This window comes from Arthrobacter sp. TE26545, assembly GCF_056279005.1.
Genome location: NZ_JBWBQM010000001.1, coordinates 581,845 through 601,850, shown reverse-complemented (window position 1 = coordinate 601,850; position 20,006 = coordinate 581,845). Strand labels below are relative to the sequence as shown.

The 20,006-nt window shown below is 65.0% G+C and carries 11 protein-coding genes and 1 rRNA gene; 2 read left to right on the top strand and 10 right to left on the bottom strand.

Going from position 1 to position 20,006, the window contains the following annotated elements:
* Positions 1–47: 47 nt before the first annotated feature.
* The 4 genes from ACZ9CK_RS02725 to ACZ9CK_RS02710 form a co-directional block, all read right to left on the bottom strand.
* Positions 48–1,573: ribosomal RNA gene (locus ACZ9CK_RS02725) — 16S ribosomal RNA — on the bottom strand.
* 468 nt (positions 1,574–2,041) lie between these two features.
* Positions 2,042–5,710 (bottom strand): 1,4-alpha-glucan branching protein GlgB, encoded by a 3,669-nt coding sequence (gene glgB, locus ACZ9CK_RS02720; protein WP_476049173.1) that lies wholly within the window; start codon positions 5,708–5,710, stop codon positions 2,042–2,044.
* A gap of 1 nt (position 5,711) precedes the next feature.
* The gene (treS, locus tag ACZ9CK_RS02715; RefSeq protein ID WP_426302229.1) at positions 5,712–7,508 is read right to left on the bottom strand and encodes a maltose alpha-D-glucosyltransferase; all 1,797 of its coding nucleotides are present in this window, start codon (positions 7,506–7,508) and stop codon (positions 5,712–5,714) included.
* A gap of 4 nt (positions 7,509–7,512) precedes the next feature.
* Positions 7,513–9,603, bottom strand: coding sequence for an alpha-1,4-glucan--maltose-1-phosphate maltosyltransferase (locus tag ACZ9CK_RS02710; RefSeq protein ID WP_426302228.1), 2,091 nt, complete (start codon positions 9,601–9,603; stop codon positions 7,513–7,515).
* 131 nt (positions 9,604–9,734) lie between these two features.
* Here ACZ9CK_RS02710 and glgP point away from each other — a divergent pair, with 131 nt between their 5' ends.
* Positions 9,735–12,353: an alpha-glucan family phosphorylase gene (gene glgP, locus ACZ9CK_RS02705; protein WP_426302227.1), complete on the top strand. Its 2,619-nt coding sequence runs from the start codon at positions 9,735–9,737 to the stop codon at positions 12,351–12,353.
* Positions 12,354–12,444: 91 nt separating this feature from the next.
* On the opposite strand, the gene ACZ9CK_RS02700 is transcribed toward glgP, so the two are convergent.
* Both ACZ9CK_RS02700 and glgX read right to left on the bottom strand, forming a co-directional pair.
* Positions 12,445–12,804 carry a barstar family protein gene (locus ACZ9CK_RS02700; RefSeq protein WP_426302226.1) on the bottom strand — a complete coding sequence of 120 codons (360 nt, stop codon included), beginning with the start codon at positions 12,802–12,804 and terminating at the stop codon, positions 12,445–12,447.
* A gap of 31 nt (positions 12,805–12,835) precedes the next feature.
* The gene (glgX, locus tag ACZ9CK_RS02695; protein WP_476049172.1) at positions 12,836–14,947 is read right to left on the bottom strand and encodes a glycogen debranching protein GlgX; all 2,112 of its coding nucleotides are present in this window, start codon (positions 14,945–14,947) and stop codon (positions 12,836–12,838) included.
* Between the two features lie 116 nt (positions 14,948–15,063).
* Here glgX and ACZ9CK_RS02690 point away from each other — a divergent pair, with 116 nt between their 5' ends.
* Positions 15,064–15,876, top strand: coding sequence for a carbon-nitrogen hydrolase family protein (locus ACZ9CK_RS02690; RefSeq protein WP_476049171.1), 813 nt, complete (start codon positions 15,064–15,066; stop codon positions 15,874–15,876).
* Between the two features lie 212 nt (positions 15,877–16,088).
* Here the strand turns inward: ACZ9CK_RS02690 and rlmB are convergent, their stop codons facing one another.
* From rlmB to ispD, 4 genes are all read right to left on the bottom strand, one after another.
* Positions 16,089–17,075 (bottom strand): 23S rRNA (guanosine(2251)-2'-O)-methyltransferase RlmB, encoded by a 987-nt coding sequence (gene rlmB / locus ACZ9CK_RS02685; protein WP_426302223.1) that lies wholly within the window; start codon positions 17,073–17,075, stop codon positions 16,089–16,091.
* A 94-nt stretch (positions 17,076–17,169) separates the two neighbouring features.
* Entirely contained in the window at positions 17,170–18,627 is a 1,458-nt protein-coding gene (gene cysS / locus ACZ9CK_RS02680) for a cysteine--tRNA ligase (RefSeq protein WP_476049170.1), read from the bottom strand.
* 9 nt (positions 18,628–18,636) lie between these two features.
* The gene (ispF, locus tag ACZ9CK_RS02675; RefSeq protein WP_426302221.1) at positions 18,637–19,170 is read right to left on the bottom strand and encodes a 2-C-methyl-D-erythritol 2,4-cyclodiphosphate synthase; all 534 of its coding nucleotides are present in this window, start codon (positions 19,168–19,170) and stop codon (positions 18,637–18,639) included.
* Positions 19,170–19,952, bottom strand: coding sequence for a 2-C-methyl-D-erythritol 4-phosphate cytidylyltransferase (gene ispD, locus ACZ9CK_RS02670; RefSeq protein ID WP_426302220.1), 783 nt, complete (start codon positions 19,950–19,952; stop codon positions 19,170–19,172). Before ispD ends, ispF begins: the two co-directional genes overlap by 1 nt.
* Positions 19,953–20,006: the final 54 nt, after the last annotated feature.

Here is a 20,006-nt window from a genome sequence, read left to right as displayed (position 1 = left end):
GACGGCGACCATGCAGCCACCACCACAAAAGGGCAGTTGCTCCTTAGAAAGGAGGTGATCCAGCCGCACCTTCCGGTACGGCTACCTTGTTACGACTTAGTCCCAATCGCCGGTCCCACCTTCGACGGCTCCCTCCCACAAGGGGTTAGGCCACCGGCTTCGGGTGTTACCAACTTTCGTGACTTGACGGGCGGTGTGTACAAGGCCCGGGAACGTATTCACCGCAGCGTTGCTGATCTGCGATTACTAGCGACTCCGACTTCATGGGGTCGAGTTGCAGACCCCAATCCGAACTGAGACCGGCTTTTTGGGATTAGCTCCACCTCACAGTATCGCAACCCATTGTACCGGCCATTGTAGCATGCGTGAAGCCCAAGACATAAGGGGCATGATGATTTGACGTCGTCCCCACCTTCCTCCGAGTTGACCCCGGCAGTCTCCCATGAGTCCCCGGCATAACCCGCTGGCAACATGGAACGAGGGTTGCGCTCGTTGCGGGACTTAACCCAACATCTCACGACACGAGCTGACGACAACCATGCACCACCTGTGAACCAGCCCCGAAGGGAAGCCCTGTTTCCAGGGCGGTCCGGTCCATGTCAAGCCTTGGTAAGGTTCTTCGCGTTGCATCGAATTAATCCGCATGCTCCGCCGCTTGTGCGGGCCCCCGTCAATTCCTTTGAGTTTTAGCCTTGCGGCCGTACTCCCCAGGCGGGGCACTTAATGCGTTAGCTACGGCGCGGAAAACGTGGAATGTCCCCCACACCTAGTGCCCAACGTTTACGGCATGGACTACCAGGGTATCTAATCCTGTTCGCTCCCCATGCTTTCGCTCCTCAGCGTCAGTTAATGCCCAGAGACCTGCCTTCGCCATCGGTGTTCCTCCTGATATCTGCGCATTTCACCGCTACACCAGGAATTCCAGTCTCCCCTACATCACTCTAGTCTGCCCGTACCCACTGCAGAACCGGAGTTGAGCCCCGGTCTTTCACAGCAGACGCGACAAACCGCCTACGAGCTCTTTACGCCCAATAATTCCGGATAACGCTTGCGCCCTACGTATTACCGCGGCTGCTGGCACGTAGTTAGCCGGCGCTTCTTCTGCAGGTACCGTCACTTTCGCTTCTTCCCTACTGAAAGAGGTTTACAACCCGAAGGCCGTCATCCCTCACGCGGCGTCGCTGCATCAGGCTTGCGCCCATTGTGCAATATTCCCCACTGCTGCCTCCCGTAGGAGTCTGGGCCGTGTCTCAGTCCCAGTGTGGCCGGTCACCCTCTCAGGCCGGCTACCCGTCATCGCCTTGGTAGGCCATTACCCCACCAACAAGCTGATAGGCCGCCGAGTCCATCCAAAACCACAAAAAGCTTTCCACCCCCCACCATGCGGTGAAAGGTCATATCCGGTATTAGACCCAGTTTCCCAGGCTTATCCCAGAGTCAAGGGCAGGTTACTCACGTGTTACTCACCCGTTCGCCACTAATCCCCGGTGCAAGCACCGGATCATCGTTCGACTTGCATGTGTTAAGCACGCCGCCAGCGTTCATCCTGAGCCAGGATCAAACTCTCCGTTGAAGTAAAACAAAAACAGACACAACACACCCAGGCCGGAAAAAGACCCGGACACGCTGCACAAAATTTGAAACCAGCTAAAAACCAGACCATCCACAGGGGCGGACAGCCCGGCAAATAACCAATTCATAAAAAATCGGTATCAACAAACTTGGCACACTATTGAGTTCTCAAACAACAGACACACCCGGCACCACCCAAACCAAACATTCAGGATCGCTCCGGAGCAACTTTTCAAACTTACCCGCTGACACTCATTCGGTCAAATCGGCGTTCCAGACTCGATGTTTCCGAGGAAAGCAAGTCATGCCCGCTGATCGCTCCTGTGGAGCAGCGCGGGTACTAACTATACCACCAGTCCCCGGGAGGCGCAAAAGGAGGGCCCGGAGGCCCTCCTCTTGCAAGTGAACACGCCGTACGCTGCCGCGGATTCCCTAGTGCAAGGCCCGATTTGGGGCCTCCGGACGCCGCTTAGGCGAGCGCGAACCAGGAAGCTCCCAGCGGCGGCAAAGTGACCGTAAGGGCAGCCGGCTGCCCCTCGGCCCCGGGTGCCGAGGCCAGCAGTTCGCCGTCATTGATGACACCCGAACCACCGAACTCCTCAGCGTCGGTGTTAAGCACTTCCTGCCAGGCGCCTTCGAAAGGAACCCCCAGCACGTATCCGTCGTGCGGCCCGCCGGAGAAGTTCACGGCACAGACCAGCGGCTTGCCGTCCTGATCCCAGCGGATGAACGTCAGCACGTTCCGGTCGGCGTCGCCGCCGTTGATCCATTGGAAGCCGCCGCTTTCGCTGTCGCGGGAGTAGAGCGCTGGAGTCCGGGTGTACAAGGCGTTCAGTTTCTTGGTGAGCAACTGCAGTCCGCGGTGGGACGGGATGTCGGCCAGGAACCAGTCGAGCCCGTGCTGCTCTGACCATTCCGCCTCCTGGCCGAATTCAGTGCCCATGAAGATCAGCTGTTTGCCGGGGTGCGCCCACTGGTACGCAAGGAAGGCGCGCAGGTTTGCAAGCTGCTGCCAGCGGTCACCGGGCATCTTCCGCAGCATCGACCCCTTGCCGTGGACCACTTCGTCATGGCTGATGGGCAGCAGGAAGTTCTCGGTGAAGGCGTACACCAAGGAGAACGTGACCGTGCCATGGTGCCAACGCCGATTCACCGGATCCTCGGACATGTACTTGAGGGAGTCGTGCATCCAGCCCATGTTCCACTTGAGTCCGAAGCCCAGGCCGCCGGAACTGGTGGGGGCGGTGACTCCCGGGAAAGCCGTTGATTCCTCGGCGATGGTCACTGTGCCGGGGTGGGTCTTGTACACCGTGGCGTTCACCTCCTGGAGGAAGGAGATGGCTTCCAGGTTCTCCCTGCCGCCGTGGACGTTGGGGAACCACTGCCCTTCCTCGCGGGAGTAGTCGCGGTAGAGCATGGACGCTACGGCGTCAACGCGCAGGCCGTCGATGTGGAATTCCTCGAGCCAGTAGAGGGCGTTGGCAACCAGGAAGTTCCGGACTTCACGGCGGCCGAAATCGAAGATCAGGGTTCCCCAGTCCGGGTGCTCGCCCAGACGCGGATCTGAGTGCTCGTACAGGGCTTCGCCATCAAAGCGGGCCAGGGCCCATTCGTCCTTGGGGAAGTGCGCCGGGACCCAGTCGAGGATCACGCCGATGCCTGCCTGGTGAAGGGAGTCGACCAGGAACCGGAACTCATCGGGGTGTCCGAACCGGGAGGTCGGCGCGTAGTACGAGGTGACCTGGTAACCCCAGGACCCGCCGAAGGGGTGCTCCGCCACGGGCATGAACTCGACGTGGGTGAAGCCCAGCCACTTCACGTACTCCACTAGTTCCTTGGCGAGTTCCTTGTAGCCAAGTCCGAGGCGCCAGGAGCCGAGGTGCACTTCGTAGACGCTCATCGGCGAGTTATGCGGATCCTTGTTGGCCCGCTCGACCATCCAGGCCTCGTCCTTGAAGCTGTACCGCGACTCCACTACCCGGGATGCGGTGAGCGGCGGGACCTCGGTACCGAAGGCAAGGGGGTCGGCCCTTTCCACCCAGTGGCCGGACTTGGTGAGGATCTCGAATTTGTAGCACGCCCCTGCTACAACGCCGGGGACGAAGACTTCCCAGACTCCCGAGGAGCCCAAGGAACGCATCGCGTGTTCGCGTCCGTCCCAGGAGTTGAAATCTCCCTTGACTCGCACTGCCTGCGCATTCGGCGCCCAGACGGAGAATCCGACGCCGTCCACGTCGCCCAGCGAGGAACGGTAGCGCTGCACATGGGCACCCAGGGCATCCCATAGGCGTTCGTGCCGGCCCTCGCCGATAAGGTGCAGGTCCACTTCGCCGAGGGTCGGGAGGTAATGGTAGGGATCGTCGATGGTCACCGGGGCGCCGCCGTCGTACACGACTTCAAGGCGGTAATCCGGCACATGGCCGTGCTGCACGGGCTCCAGGACGGCGACCCACACACCGTCGGCCTCGTGGCTCATTTCGGTCCTGCCGGCTTCGGTGACAACCGTGACCGACCCCGCCAGGTGCTTGACCGTGCGGATGGTGACATGGCCGTGGTCGTCAAGGTGGGCTCCCAGAACGGAGTGCGGCGCGTGGTGCGCTCCGGCGGCCACGCGGGCCAGGGTGTTGCCATCGACGGGGAGCGGAACCCGTGGCCGTTCGGTGCGTGCAGAGCCTGTCATTTCTTCACCTTCCAATGTCGCCGCGGCGTGCGTGCCGGGGCTGGTACTGCCGAGGATTTGCCGCGAAGCGTTGACCGGGATGGGCAACCAGTCGGGCCTGTTGCGCAACTCGTAAACCACCTCGTACAAGGCCTTGTCCAGCCACAATGCCACAAACAGCGGTGAACCGCGGTCAATGGTTCCGGGCGTGACTTCGCTGTACCCGGACAGGAATGCTTCGGCGCAATCGCTGGCCCAGGAAGCAGGTACGGAAGTTCCGGGATTTTCGCGGACGGCGGCCCCGGCGGCGTAGTCGAAGGAGCGCAGCATGCCCACTACATCACGCAGCGGGACATCCGGAAGGGTACGTTCTTCAATGGGCCGCAGCGGCTCTCCCTCGAAGTCAAGGATCACCCAGCGTCCGGGCTCGCCGGCAGCATGCGGGGCCAGGAGGATCTGGCCCAGGTGCAGGTCGCCGTGGATGCGCTGCAGGGTGCCCGCCTTCTGGCCGGCAAGCCGGGAGAGCAGGGACTCGAGTCGCCCCCCATAAGGCCCGACGGCGGCGCCCGCTTCCGCCCAGGAGTGCCGGATGCGGCTGGCGACTGCCGGAGCGACGACGTGGCCGGGCTCCGCTTCGAGCTCGCTGCCGAAAGCCTCCGAGAGCCGGGAGTGGACAGCCGCCGTGGCCCGTCCGAGTTCCCGGGCTTGCTTCGTAAAGTCACGGCCTTCGGAGGCAGCCTCGACCGCAAGCCGCCAGGCGTCCTGGCCGTCCTTCACGAATTCGTGGGCGACCGCGAGTTCCGCGGAAAGGTGCGCCGTTCCCGTGTCCGTACCGGATGGCCAGCTTCCCGTGATCCAGCCCAGGGTGGCCGGAACCTCGCTGCTGCCGGCCTTCGTCAGCGCCACGCCGACTTCGATTTCCGGGTTGGAACCGGTGGACACCACCCGGTAGATCTTCACGATGCTTGCCGAAGCGCCGTCGTCCACAATCACCGAGGTGTTGGACTGCTCTCCCCCGAGGACCCGTACCTTGGCAGGAAACGAAGGCAGGCCCTGGCCGCCGGGCAAACGGTGGCCGCGGGCGGCCGTTTCGCCTGGCCCGGAAGTGCCGCTCTCCCCGATCAGCGCCAACCAGCTCTCAATGAATTCCGGGTCATAGGCGGCGTCGTAGACCCAGCGGGTGCCGCCGTCGTCGTCTTGGACGGATCCCAGAAGGGCCTTTTCGAGTTCCGGCACCGCTTCCGGGTGGAAACTCAGGGGCAGCTGGATGACATCGCTCTGGCGCGCGCCGCCGGCACCGGTGTAGGCGACGGACAGCAGGGTTATCTCGAAGGCGGCATCGCTGCCGGGAGCGGGCAGCGGGAACGAGGTGGTTTCGTCCATCGCGAATCCGCCGCTCTTCACGGGAAACCAGCGCTGCCGGGGCAGCCACTCGCGCAACAGACCGTCAAGGAGCTGCTTCGGCGCAGGGAAGTACATGTCAGCCTTCGATCGAGAGCACGGGGATGGCCTGGGTGTACGGGGCGGACCCCGTGGACCCGGGCGACCGGACCCGGAGCCAGAAGAAGTCGTGGCTGCCGAGCGTCAGGGTGAGCGTGCCGTCGGTTCCGATCGCGGGGAAGGGCTGTCCGCCGAAAACGTCCCGCAGGCCCCGCCCGGCGTACTCCGGGATGTCCAGGGTGGCCGACACCGGGTGCTGGGAGAGGTTGAAGACGCAGAGGATGGACTCCGGGTCTTCCCCCTCCACGTTCTCCTCGGGAAGTTCGCGCAGGTACGCCAGGACCACCTCGTGGTCCGCCGGGACGTGCCGGTACCCACCGAGCCCAAAGGCCGGGTGATTCTTCCTGACACTGAGGATCTGCCGGGTCCACCGCAGGAGGGAACCTGAGTGGGCGGCCTCGGCCTCCACGTTCGCCATCGAGAAGTTGTACACCAGGGACTGGATTACGGGCAGGTATAGCTTGCCGGGATCGGCGTTGGAAAAGCCGGCGTTCCGGTCCGGGTTCCACTGCATTGGCGTGCGTACGGCATCGCGGTCGTCAAGCCAGATGTTGTCCCCCATGCCGATTTCGTCGCCGTAATAGAGGAACGGCGAGCCCGGCAGCGAGAGCAAGAGGGCGTTGATGAGTTCGATTTCGGCGCGCGAGTTGTCCAGCAGCGAAGCGAGCCGGCGCCGGATCCCGATGTTGGCCCGCATCCGGGGGTCCGGCGCATACCAGCCGTACATTGCGGCGCGTTCGTCCGCGGTGACCATTTCCAGGGTCAGTTCATCGTGGTTGCGCAGGAATGTGCCCCACTGCGCACCGGCGGGAATCTCGGGAGTGTCCCGCAGGGTCTCGATAATGGGTGCGGCCTTTTGGTCCCGGAGGGCGTAATACAAGCGCGGCATGATCGGAAAATGGAAAGCCATATGGCATTCCGGCTCTTCCTCCGTGCCGAAGTAGTCCACGACGTCGTTGGGCAGCTGGTTTGCCTCCGCGATGATGACCCGCCCGGGGTAGTTCTCGTCCACCATCTTCCGCAGGTCCCGCAGGAACTGATGTGTTGCGGGAAGGTTTTCGCAGTTGGTCCCTTCTTCTTCGAAAAGGTAGGGAATCGCGTCCGCACGGAATCCGTCGATGCCCTGGTCGAGCCAGAAACGGACCACGTCGTAAAGTGCCTCGATAACTTTGGGGTTTTCGAAATTCAGGTCCGGTTGGTGCGAGAAGAAACGGTGCCAGAAAAACTGCCGCCGGATGGGATCGAAAGTCCAGTTCGATTCCTCCGTGTCGACGAAGATAATGCGAGCGTCCTGGTATTTCTCGTCCGTATCGCTCCAGACGTAGAAATCCCCGAAGGGCCCGTCCGGGTCTTTCCGGGACTCCTGGAACCAGGGGTGCTGATCCGAGGTGTGGTTCAGCGGCAGGTCGATGATGACCCGCACGCCCCGGGCGTGGGACTCCGCCACGAGCCGCTTGAAATCGCTGATGGTGCCGAATTCGTCCAAGACCGAGGTGTAATCGGCGATGTCGTAGCCGCCGTCCCGCAAGGGCGAGTGGAAGAACGGGGGAAGCCACAGGCAATCGACGCCCAGCCACTGGAGGTAGTCGAGCTTGTCGATCAGCCCGTGGAAGTCCCCGGACCCGTCGCCGTTGGCATCCGCGAAGGCTCTGACCAGTACCTCATAGAAGACCGCCTTGCGGTACCAATGCGGGTCGTGTTGCAGGCCCGGGGCATTGAGTTCGAAAGTGTTCTTCGGCGTGAAATACGGATTGGAAGCTTGCGGACTAAAGCTCAATTGGCTACCTCCGGATGCTCAGGATGTGTGCCGGTTCCAGGTGTGCATCGAGCCGGACGTAGTTGTATTCGCCCCATTCCCAGCTTTCCCCGCTGATGAGGTCGTCCACCCAGAAGCGGCCGTTGGCCGTGACGTCCTCCGGGTCCAGCTCGAGCGCCGCCAAGTCCAGGGTGACGGTGCTTTCCCTGGCGCTGTGCGGATCGACATTGACCACGATGATCAAGGTGTCCTTGCTGCCGTCCGGCAGCGTCTTGTGCTTTGAGAACACCACTGTGGCGTCGTCGGTGCTGCGGTGCAGGGTGAGGTTCTGCAGGTCGCCGAGGGCCGGGTGGGTCCTGCGGATTTCGTTGAGCCGGGTGATGTACGGCGCCAAGGTATGGCCCGAGGCGGCAGCGGCGTCCCAGTCCCTGTTCTTGAATTCGTACTTTTCGTTGTCGATGTACTCCTCGGCGCCCGGGCGGGCGACATGTTCGTACAGTTCGTACCCCGCGTACACACCCCACAGCGGGCTGGCCGTCGCGGCAAGGACCGCACGGATCCGGAACGCCGCCGGCCCGCCGTACTGCAGGTACTCGGTGAGGATGTCCGGGGTGTTCACGAAGAAGTTGGGCCGGAAGTACGCCGGTGAAACGTGGCTGACCTCGTGGAAGTACTCCTCGAGTTCGGGCTTCGTGTTCCGCCAGGTGAAGTAGGTGTAGGACTGCTGGAACCCTGCGCGGCCCAGAGCGTGCATCATCGCCGGGCGGGTGAAGGCCTCGGCGAGGAAGACGACGTCGGGATGCTTCTTGTTGACCTTCGCGATCAGCCACTCCCAGAACCACACCGGCTTGGTGTGCGGGTTGTCCACACGGAAGATCTTCACGCCGTGGCTGACCCAGAGGAGCACGATCCGCAGGATTTCCTTCGACAGGCCCTCGGGGTCGTTGTCGAAGTTCAGCGGGTAGATGTCCTGGTACTTCTTGGGTGGATTTTCCGCATAGGCGATGCTGCCGTCCACACGGGTGGTGAACCATTCGGGGTGCGCCTCCACCCAGGGGTGGTCCGGTGCTGCCTGCAGGGCGAGGTCCAGAGCCACCTCGAGCCCGAGCTCGTTCGCCCGTGCCACGAAGGCGTCGAAGTCTTCGAAAGTGCCAAGTTCGGGGTGGATGGCGTCATGTCCGCCGGCCGCGGAACCAATGGCCCACGGTGACCCGGGATCCTGCGGCCCCGGGGTGAGGGTGTTGTTGCGGCCCTTGCGGTGCTGGAAGCCGATCGGATGGATGGGCGGCAGGTAGATGACGTCGAAGCCCATGTCTGCGACGGCGTCCAGCCGCTTGGCGGCGGTGCGGAAATTACCCGACGTCCAGGTGTTGTCCGCGGGGTCGTACACCGCTCCTTCGGAGCGCGGGAAGAATTCGTACCAGGCGCCGCGCCCTGCGAGATCGCGCTCGACCAGGAGCGGGTACTTCTCGGACTCCGCCACCAGTTCCCGGATCGGGAGGCGTCCGACGACGGCGGCGACTTCTTCGCTGAATCCGGCGCCGAGGCGTTCCTCGACGGAGCGCGACGTGTCCGCGAGTCCTTCGGAAGCCGCACGAAGGGTGCGCTTGTCGGCGGCGGAGCGGCCGGCGTCGTCGGCTGCTCCGGACAGCAGTGCGGCACCCTCGGCGAGCATGAGCTCAACGTCGATGCCCGCGGGGACCTTCACTTCCGCGTTGTGGTGCCATGTGCCGTAGCGGTCGTGCCAGGCCTCGATCAGGAAGCTCCAATTGCCGGGGGCGCTTGGCGTGATCCGGCCCTCCCAGCGGTCGGTCCCCTTGCCCCGGTCCCCCGGCGGCGGGGCCAGGCGGACGCGCTGGCGCTCCTTGCCTTTGGGGTCCAGCAGCACTGCGGTGACGCCCAGCTGGTCGTGGCCTTCACGGAACACGGTGGCACCGACGACGATGTCTTCCCCCGGCAGCGCCTTCGCAGGGAACCTGCCTTCTTCGACTACGGGTTGGACTGCGGTGATCGGGAACCTCCCGAAACGGAGCCCGGCGGTGATATGTGCCTTTGCTTTCGCCTTGGCGGGGGCCTTGCCAGCTGCATTGGATCGCGGTGTTGCGGTAGTAGTCACAAGCTCGACGTTAGCGAGAAAAATCACGTTTCGCTAAGGTCCGGTACATATTCATTGATGACAGGTGTCATTTACCTAAAAGAAACCTGAAGCTGTTCCTGCGGCCGATTCGGTCGGTTAGTGTGGCGCTCGTGAAGGCAATTCGAAGGTTTACCGTCCGCACCGTCCTCCCCGAACCGATCCGGCCTCTGGCCCGTTTGGCGACCAACCTCCGCTGGTCCTGGCACCTCCCCACCCGGGAGCTTTTTGCCAGCCTGGATCCGGAACTGTGGGAAGAAAGCAAACATGATCCCGTCACTTTGCTGGGGTCGATCAGCCGTGAGCAGCTAGACCGCCTGGCTGCGGACGGCGGGCTGGTCGAGCGGGTGCGTAACGCCGTGGCGGACCTGGAGCGGTACCTCAGCGAACCCCGCTGGTACCAAAGCCTGGGCGAGGATGCACCCGCCTGCATCGCCTACTTCTCCCCGGAATTCGGAATCACCGAGGTCCTGCCGCAGTATTCCGGTGGCCTCGGCATCCTGGCCGGCGACCACCTGAAGGCGGCATCTGACCTCGGCGTCCCGCTGATCGGCGTCGGACTCCTTTACCAGGCCGGCTACTTCAAGCAGTCCCTTTCCAGGGACGCCTGGCAGCAGGAGACTTACCCGGTGCTGGACCCGGACGGCCTTCCCCTGACCCTGTTGCGCGAACCCTCCCAGGACGGCAGCGGCAGACCGGTGATCATCACTTTGCCGCTCCCCAACGGGCGCAAGCTGAACGCGCAGGTCTGGCGGGCCGACGTCGGCCGTGTTCCCTTGCTGCTGCTGGACTCGAACGTCTCCGGTAACGACGACGCCGCGCGCGGCATTACCGACCGGCTGTACGGCGGCGGTGGCGACCACCGGCTGCAGCAGGAACTGCTGCTCGGCATGGGCGGCGTGAAGGCGCTGCGCGCCTACCAGCGCCTCACCGGAACCCCTGCCCCGGAGGTCTTCCACACCAATGAAGGCCACGCCGGCTTCCTCGGGATCGAACGCATCCAGGAACTCATGTCCGCTGAAACCCCGCTTAACTGGGCTGAGGCACTCGCGGCCGGCCGGGCGTCCACGGTGTTCACCACCCACACCCCGGTTCCGGCGGGCATCGACCGCTTCGAGGCCGTCCAGATCCGCCACTTCTTCGAAGCCGGCCTGGCACCCGCGGTCCCGATGGACAAGGTCCTGGAACTGGGGCGTGAAAACTACGACGGCGGCAATCCGGCGGTGTTCAACATGGCGGTGATGGGCCTGCGGCTCGCCCAGCGTGCCAACGGCGTGGCCAAGCTCCACGGGGTGGTGTCCCGTGAAATGTTCTCCGGGCTCTGGCCGGGATTCGACCACTCGGAAGTGCCCATCACCTCTGTCACCAACGGCGTGCATGTTCCGTCTTGGGTGGACCCGCGGGTTTCCGAACTGGCCGGAACCCAGTTCGGTGCGGAGGCCGGGCAGCCCGGACACTGGGACCTGGCCTACAACGTCAGCGATGAAGACATCTGGAAGCTCCGCCGCGAACTGCGTGTTTCCCTGGTGGAGGACGTGCGGCGTCGGCTGCGGGCATCGTGGAAGAAGCGCGGCGCCGCCGACGCGGAGCTCGGCTGGACGGACACCGTCCTGGATCCGGACATCCTCACCATCGGTTTCGCGCGCCGTGTGCCCACCTACAAACGGCTTACCCTCATGCTGCGCGATCCCGCCCGGTTGAAGGCGTTGCTGCTGGACAAGAAGCACCCGATCCAGATCGTCATCGCCGGCAAGTCGCACCCCGCCGACGACGCCGGCAAGAAGATGATCCAGGACCTGGTCCGTTTCACCGACGACCCCCAGGTGCGACACCGGATGGTCTTCCTGCCCAACTACGACATCGCCATGGCCCGCACGCTCTTCCCGGGCTGCGACGTCTGGCTGAACAACCCGCTCCGCCCGCTGGAAGCCTGCGGCACCTCGGGGATGAAGGCGGCAATCAACGGTTCCCTCAACCTGTCCGTACTGGACGGCTGGTGGGACGAGATGTACGACGGCGAGAACGGCTGGGCGATCCCCACCGCCAACAACGGTGCCTCGTCCGAAGAGCGGGACGACATCGAAGCAGCGGCCCTGTACGAGCTGCTGGAATCCCAGGTTGCCCCGCGCTTCTATGGCTCCACGGTCTCCGAGCACGCAGGTGCCGCGGGTCCCTCGGAGTCCAGCCCGGAAGCCGTGCCCACGCACTGGGTCTCCATGATCAAGCACACCCTGGCCAAGCTGGGCCCCGCGGTGTCCGCCGAGCGGATGCTGCAGGACTACGTGAACCGGCTCTACTGCCCGGCCGCTGTATCCGGCCGGCGTGCCGCCGCGAGCTCCTTCAAGGAAGCGAAGGACCTTGCCGCATGGATTACCCGGGTCCGGAGCGCCTGGCCGCAACTGGTGGTGGAGCACGTGGACTCGGTCGGTGTTTCGGAAGAGCCCCGGATCGGCGACACCCTGCAGGTGAACGCCTACATCGCGCTCCGCTCCCTGACCCCGGACGACGTCAGCGTCGAAATCGCATACGGCCGCGCCGAGGAAAGCGATGAGCTCGACGACGTGACGGTGGCCGAGTTGACGGGTTTCGAGGAACTCGGCAACGGACGCTACCTGTTCTCCGGCTCCGTGCTGATCAACCGTTCGGGCTCGTTCGGCTACACGGTGCGGGTGCTGCCCAAGAACCCGGCCCTGGCGTCCAAGGCAGAGCTTGGCCTGATCGCCAACGCCTGAATCACCCCGGAAGGGGCGCCGGACCAGATGGTCCGGCGCCCCTTCCGTTTGAGTTCCTTTTGTATTCCTGGGGAATCCTGCGCGGAGATCGCTATTGCTGGAAAACGGCGATGATTGCCAGATCCCTGCCGGAGTACGCCTCGGCGTCCTGCAGGATTTCGCAAACGACGCCGAAGGAGCGGTCGGTGCGGTAGGCGGCCGGGACCTGCCACACCAAGGTGACCGGCGCCTGTCCGTCCTCTGAGAGGACATCCGCGAAGTCGTGGAGGGAATCGTTCAGGGCATCCAGGTTCACGCCGTAGTACTCCGGGAAGTCCAGGACCTGCCCGAAGACCTCCAGGACGGCCTGCTTGCTGGACGCCGGCGGAACCAGGACGGTGCGGCGGCCGGCGTCGGCGATCTGTTCCTGAAGCTCCTCAAGAGTCCAGGTGTCTGCGGAATAGATCTTCATGGCGTCCTAGAACTGACTTTCAGGGGCCGGGTCAGGCACGGTAGATGTTGATGGTGTTGCCCTGGATGATGTCCTTCTCGCCTGCGGCAACCATGGCTCCGCGCCTGCGGTCGTTCAGTTCGGAGGTGGTGAGGCGCAGTTCGAAGCGGGTGGTTCCCCCGCCGGCGGCCGGGCCGAGCTTGGGGAGCACGATCTTGGTGTCGTCCTTGTTGCCGTTCAGCACAATCAGGCCGCTGAAGCTGCCGTCGTCGGAACCGATCAGCAACTGGACCAGGCGCAGGGAGGGATCGTGCCAACGGGCGTCGGTCATCCGCTCGCCCTTTTCATCGAACCAGTCGATTCCGGCGATCTTCTCGGGGAAGTCCTCCGGCTGGGCCGCGAGGAATTCCTTGCGGATCCGGATGACCCGCTTGGTGCTGCGGAGCATCTCATGCGACTCGGGCGTCTGGGTCCAATCGATCCAGGTCAGGTTGTTGTCCTGGCAGTAGGCGTTGTTGTTGCCGTGCTGGGTCCTGCCGAGTTCGTCGCCTGCGGTGATCATGGGCACCCCAAGGGAAACCATCAGGGTGGTCATCAGGTTGCGGCGCGAGCGGGCCCGCTCGGCCACGATCGCTTCGTTTTCAGTGCGGCCCTCGAAGCCGTGGTTGTAGCTGCGGTTGTCGCTGTGGCCGTCACGGTTCTGTTCCCCGTTGGCCTCGTTGTGCTTGCGGTCGTAGGACACGAGATCGGCCAGCGTGAAGCCGTCGTGCGCCGTGATGAAGTTCAGCGAGGCCAGGCGGGTCCGGCCCGAGGGGGCGAAGACGCTGGCGGAACCGCTCAGGGCGTCGGCGACAGCACCAATGTTCCCGGTGGGGAGTCCGGCCTCCGCGGCTGCGCGGTCCGAAAGCCAGAAACGCCGGACCTCGTCACGGAAGTGGTCGTTCCAGTCCACCCAGCCCTTGGGAAAGCCGCCGGTCTGCCAGCCGCCCCAGCCGACATCCCACGGCTCGGAGATCAGCTTCACCGAGGACAACACGGGATCCGCCTCGATGCGCTTGAGGAACGGGTGGTTGGCGTCGAATTCGTTGCGGGCGTTGCGGCACAGGGTGACGGCGAGATCAAAGCGGAAGCCGTCGATGTGGAATTCCTCCACCCAGTACCGCAGGGAATCGATGGCCAGGTCCACCACTCGCGGGTTGCTGAAATCCAGGGTATTCCCGCAGCCGGTGGTGTCCAGGTAGCGGCCGTGCGCGTCGTGGCGGTAGTACTGGTCTTCGCCCAAGCCGCGGAAGCTGATGACGTCCCCGTCCGGGCCGGCCTCGGCGGTGTGGTTGTAGACGACGTCGAGGATCACCTCAAGTCCTGCGGCGTGCAGGAGCTTGACCATGCCCTTGAATTCGTCCTGGACCGCGTGCGGGCCGGCTTCCTGGGCGCTGCGCGTGGCGTAGTCCGGGTGCGGCGCGAAGAAAGCGGCCGTGTTGTAGCCCCAGTAGTTGGTCAGGCCAAGATACTGAAGGTGCTGCTCATCCGTGTGGAAGTGCACCGGAAGCAGTTGGATTGCGGTGACGCCAAGGGACTGGAAATGCTCGATCATGGCCGGGTGCGCCATGCCGGCGTAGGTGCCGCGCAGGTGCTCGGGGATGTCCGGGTGCAGCATGCTCTGGCCGCGGACGTGGGCCTCGTAGACTATGGTGTCGCGCCACGGGGTGCGCACCGGCTGGTCGTTGCCCCAGTCGAAGGCTGTGTCCATGTGCACGCTGCTGAGGAACTCGCCGTGCTGGTGGACCGCCCGGCCGTAAGGGTCGAGAAGCAGCTGCGGGGCGTCGTCGGCGTCGAAATCGCCGGTCGGAAGGGAAACCGGGAGGGTTTCAACCCCTTCCTGGGCGGCGCGGAAGCCGTAGCGGGTGCCGGGGGGCATGCCGTCGACAATGCCAAAATGCACTCCGTCTGCCTTGTTCGGAAGGGTACGGACGCGCCACGAACCGCCCGGCTCCTTGAAGGCGAGTTCAACATGCTCGAGCCCGGGGGCCCAGACCGCGACGTTGACCAGGTCCGGAGCGGACAGCTCCGCACCGGAAATCCCAGGCCGCGGGACACTCACACCGAGGGGCGTCGGACACGCGGCGTCTACGGTGGCTGCGGTATCAAAAATCGGCATAACCATCGCCTAAAAGCTTAGCTCTCGGCGAGTAAAGCCGTATGAAATCGCCGTTCTATTGCGGATTCCGCCTGATCCGGCCGCCCCGGCATACTGGACATGTCCGCTCTTTGGAGGTGCACATGCGCATTGCGCTCGCTCAGATCATCACCGGCCGCGCCCTCGCGGCCAATCTGGAACAGCTTGAAGACTACGCCCGCCAGGCCAAGGATGGGGGTGCCGGCCTGGTGGTCTTCCCGGAGGCAACGATGCGTGCCTTCGGGAACTCGCTGACCGACATCGCCGAGGATGTCGACGGGCCATGGGCGAAGCGCGTCCGCCGGATCGCCGCCGAACTGGGGATCGTCGTCGTGGCCGGGATGTTCACCCCAGGGCGCGCCGCGGACGGCAGCAGCAACGGCAAGGTCCGGAACACCCTCCTGGCCACCGGGCCTGGCGTTGAGGCCAGCTACGACAAGATCCATCTTTTCGACGCCTTCGGTTTCGCGGAGTCCGACACCGTGGACCCCGGGACCGCCCCGGTGACGTTCGACGCCGGCGGCCTTACCTTCGGGCTGGCCACCTGTTACGACATCCGTTTCCCGGCCCTTTTCACTGCCAACGCAGCACGCGGCGCCTTGGTGAACATCGTGTCCGCCTCCTGGGGTTCCGGTCCGGGCAAGGTCGATCAGTGGCAGCTGCTGGCCCGTGCCCGGGCGGTGGACACCACGACTTTCGTCCTCGCCTGCGGTCAGGGCGACCCGGCCACGCAGGGAGTAGAGCCAAAGGGAGCGGCCCCCACCGGCGTCGGGCATTCGATGGTGGTCTCCCCGTTCGGCGAGGTCCTGGAAAGCCTCGACGGCGCCCCGGGCCTGCTCTTCGCAGACCTGGACCCCGCGGTAGTAGAAGAAGCCCGCAAAAAGCTCCCAGTCCTAGCCAACCGTCGCGATTTCTAAAGAAAACAGCAACGCTCCCTGCACAAAGGTGAAGGAAGCGTTGCTATAAAGGACGGCGAGGTGAGCACAAGCTGTCGCGAGTCCTTTGCAAAGGAGCTCATCGCAACGCATCGGACGGCGGAGGTCGCCCAGCGACCGTAGTCGTCCCCTTGCGTTGTGTCTAAGCGACGTCAAAGGGCTCGCGTCAGCGAACCCAGCGACGAAGCAGGTGCCTACTTAGCTGCCCGCTGCCGGGAGACTTCGTACAGGGAGATGCCCACCGCCATGGATGCGTTCAGCGATTCCATGGCCGAGTCGATCGGGATCGAGACGATCTGGTCGCAGTTCTCGCGGACGAGCCGGCTGAGGCCCTTGCCTTCGGAACCGACCACGATGCAGACCGGCTCGGTGGCCAAGGTGAGGTCCGGCAGGGAGACGTCGCCACCGCCGTCGAGACCCAGCACGTAGATGCCCATCTCCTTGAACTGGTTCAGGGCATTGTTCAGGTTCGACGCACGGGCCACCGGAACGCGGACCGCGGCACCGGCACTGGTCTTCCAGGCGGAGGCGGTGACGCCGACGGAGCGGCGCTCGGGGACGATCACGCCGTGGCCGCTGAAAGCGGAAACCGAACGGATGATGGCGCCCAGGTTGCGGGGGTCGGTGATGCCGTCGAGCGCGACGAAAAGCGGGGCGTTGGCGATGTGCCCCTTCTTCCACTTGGCGACGGTTTCTTCGGCAAGGTCGTACGCGTCTTCGTACTCGTACGGCGGGATCTGCAGGACGAGGCCCTGGTGCACGGCGTCGTCGGTCATCCGGTCAAGTTCGGGCTTGCCGGTTTCCAGCAGCGGAATACCGCGTTCGGCGGCGATCTTGAGGGATTCGCGGACGCGCTCGTCCACGTCGATGCGGATGGCGACGTGCAGCGCCTTGGCGGGGATACCCGCACGCAGGGCCTCGACGACGGAGTTGCGGCCGGTCACGACCTCTTCGGTGGCGCGGCCCTTGGGGCCGGAGCGGGCACCCTGGCCCGGGCGTGCGGTGTCGCGCTTGGCGGCCGAACGCTCGGCGAGCTGCTTGTTCTTGAAGGCCTTGTGGTACACGCGGTCTTCCGCCTTGGGCGTGGGGCCCTTGCCTTCCAGTGCCTTCCGACCGTGGCCGCCGGTTCCGACGGAGGGGCCTTTCTTCTTCTTGACCGCCCGGCGACCGTTGTTGGCCATGGTTGTTTCCACCCTTGTTTGAATTGATGAGTCTGCAGACAAGTCTACTGAACCCCTGCAATTCGGCTGCAGGGGCCGGTTGTCCGATGCCGGGTCAGTCGCGCTTCAGGCTCCAGCTGGCGCCGTCGGCGCTGTCTTCGACGACGATGCCCGCAGCCGCGAGGGTGTCCCGGATGGCATCCGAGGCGGCCCAGTCCTTGTTGGCGCGCGCCTGCGCGCGGGCTTCCAGCTGCGCTTCCACGAGAACCTTGAGCGCCTCGTTGGCGTGTCCGTCCTGTGCCGGGGCGGCGGCGTCACTGATGCCCAGGACCCGCAGCATGTCCGTGACGGACACCAGGGCCTGTCGTGCGGCGTCGAGCTCTCCGGCGGTGAAGGCGGCATTGCCGGCGCGCACGGTGTCGTGGAGCACCGCCAGGGCCTGCGGCACGTTGAGGTCGTCGTCCATCGCAGCTTCGAAGGCCTCCGGCACCCGGCCGTGGCTCGCGGACAGCAGGGTGCCGTCGGCGGACGCCAGCATCCGGGCGGCACGGCTGATGAAGCCATCAATGCGTTCGACGGCGGCAGCCGCCTCCTGCAGCGACGTCGGCCGGTAATCCAGCACCGAGCGGTAGTGCGCCTGGCCAAGGTAGTAGCGGACCACCCGGGGCGACGCGAGGTCGAGCATCTCGGCGGGGCTGATGGTGTTGCCGACCGACTTGGACATCTTCTCGCCCTCGTAGGTGACCATGCCGTTGTGCATCCAGAAGTTCGCGAAGCCGTCCCCTGCTGCCTGGGACTGGGCCATCTCGTTTTCGTGGTGCGGGAAGCGCAGGTCCAGGCCGCCGCCGTGGATGTCGAAGCGGTCGCCGAGGTATTTGGTGACCATGGCCGAGCACTCCAGGTGCCAGCCGGGGCGTCCGGCGCCCCAAGGCGAGGCCCAGCTGGCGGTTTCCGGGTCCGCGTCCTTGTGGCCCTTCCACAGGGCGAAGTCACGGGGATCCTTCTTGCCGCGGGGGTCGGCGTCCGGTGCGGCCTGCATGTCATCGATGTTCTGCCGGGTCAGGGAACCGTACTTGCTCCAGGAACGGACGTCGAAGTACACGTCGCCCGAATCGTCCAGCGCGGGATAGGCGTGGCCGCGATCGATGAGCCGCTGGACCAGCGCGTGCATTTCCGGGATGTGGCCGGTGGCGCGGGGCTCGTAGGTGGGCCGCTGCACGCCGAGGACCTCGTAGGCCTTCTCGAACTCCTGCTCGTAGCGGTAGGCAAGGGCCCACCATTCCTCGGCGTATTTGGCGGTGGGCTCTTCGGACCAGTCTTCGGTGAAGGACTGGGCGGACTTGGCGAGGATCTTGTCGTCGATGTCGGTGACGTTGCGGACGACAGTGACGCGCAGGCCGCGGTATTCGAGCCAGCGGGTCAGCTGGTCGAAAGCGATTGCGGACCGCACGTGCCCGACGTGCGGCATGCCCTGCACGGTGGCACCGCAGTAGTAGACGCTGGCCTTTCCGGCTTCGAGGGGGACGAAGTCGCGGACTTCGGCGGAGGCGGTGTCGTAAAAGCGCAGGGTCACCGCTCCAGATTATCCGATGGACCCGTCTTCCGACGGGAGTCCGTCCACGGGGTAGACAAGCGCCGTTGCGACGGCGGAGATGCCCTCGCCGCGCCCCGTGAAGCCGAGACCGTCACTGGTGGTCGCCGTGACGCTGACCGGGGCTCCGACGGCGGCACTGAGCACCCGCTGGGATTCCTCGCGCCGCGGTCCGAACTTGGGACGGTTGGCGACGAACTGCACCGCGATGTTGCCGACCTCAAAGCCCGCCGCGCGCACGATGCGTGCGGCCTCACCCAGCAGCGTGGCACCGGACGCGCCGGCGTATTCGGGCCGGTCGGTGCCGAAATGCGTTCCGAGGTCGCCAATTCCGCAGGCCGAGAAGAGTGCGTCCGCCGCGGCATGGGCGACGCAGTCGCCGTCGGAATGGCCGGACAGCCCGCGTTCGCCTTCCCAGAACAGGCCGCCCAGCCATAAGGGCTGCGGATCGTCCTCGGCAGCATAGGCGTGTACGTCCACCCCGATGCCGGTACGCGGCAGGATCACCGGTCCTCCCGGGTTCATCAGCCCTCCACCCAGCGCATGCCAAGCGGCCCCTCGAGCAGGCCTTCGGCAATGATCAGGTCCAGCGGAGTGGTGATCTTGAGGGACTGGCTCGCTCCCTGCACCACATGCACCGGCGTGCCGAGAAGCTCCACCAGCATGGCGTCGTCGGTGACCGCGGCGGAACGGGCGGCATCGAAGGATTCGGCTGCCGCATGGGCCTGGAGCAGGGTCTCGAAGTCGAAGCCCTGGGGTGTCTGCACGGCGCGGAGATGTTCGCGGGGCGCGGTGCCGGTGACCAGTTCCGGGGCTATCGCGGCGTCGCCGCCTTCGGTTTCGACGACGGTCTTCACCGTGTCCACAACCGGCGTTGCCGGGATGACGGCCTTGGCGCCGGCGGCCAGGGCCTCGGACACGCGGTGGAAGACACGTTCCGGGGCGAGGGCGCGGGCCGCATCGTGGACCAGCACCCAGCGGGTCCCCTCCAGGACGGCGCCCAGCGCCGCCCGCACGGACTCCGAACGCGTGGATCCGCCGTCGACGACGCTGAGCAGGGGCCCGTCGGCGCCGTTCTCCGCAGCGAACTCCTCGCACAGCGCCCGCAACTCGCTGTCCCCTTCCGGGACGGCAACGCAGATTTGCCGGGCAACACCGGCGGCGGCGACGCCGCGCAGCGCGTGGGTCAGGATCGCCTCCCCACCAAGGGGCACTTTCGCCTTGGGGATGCCGTACCCGAGCCGCTGGCCTGATCCTGCAGCCACGACGACGACGGCAGTTGCCCCGTGCTGGGATGGTGTAATCATGCGCCCAAGCCTACGTGAGAGGGCAAAAAGAAACCCCGGCGGCACCGTGGGTGC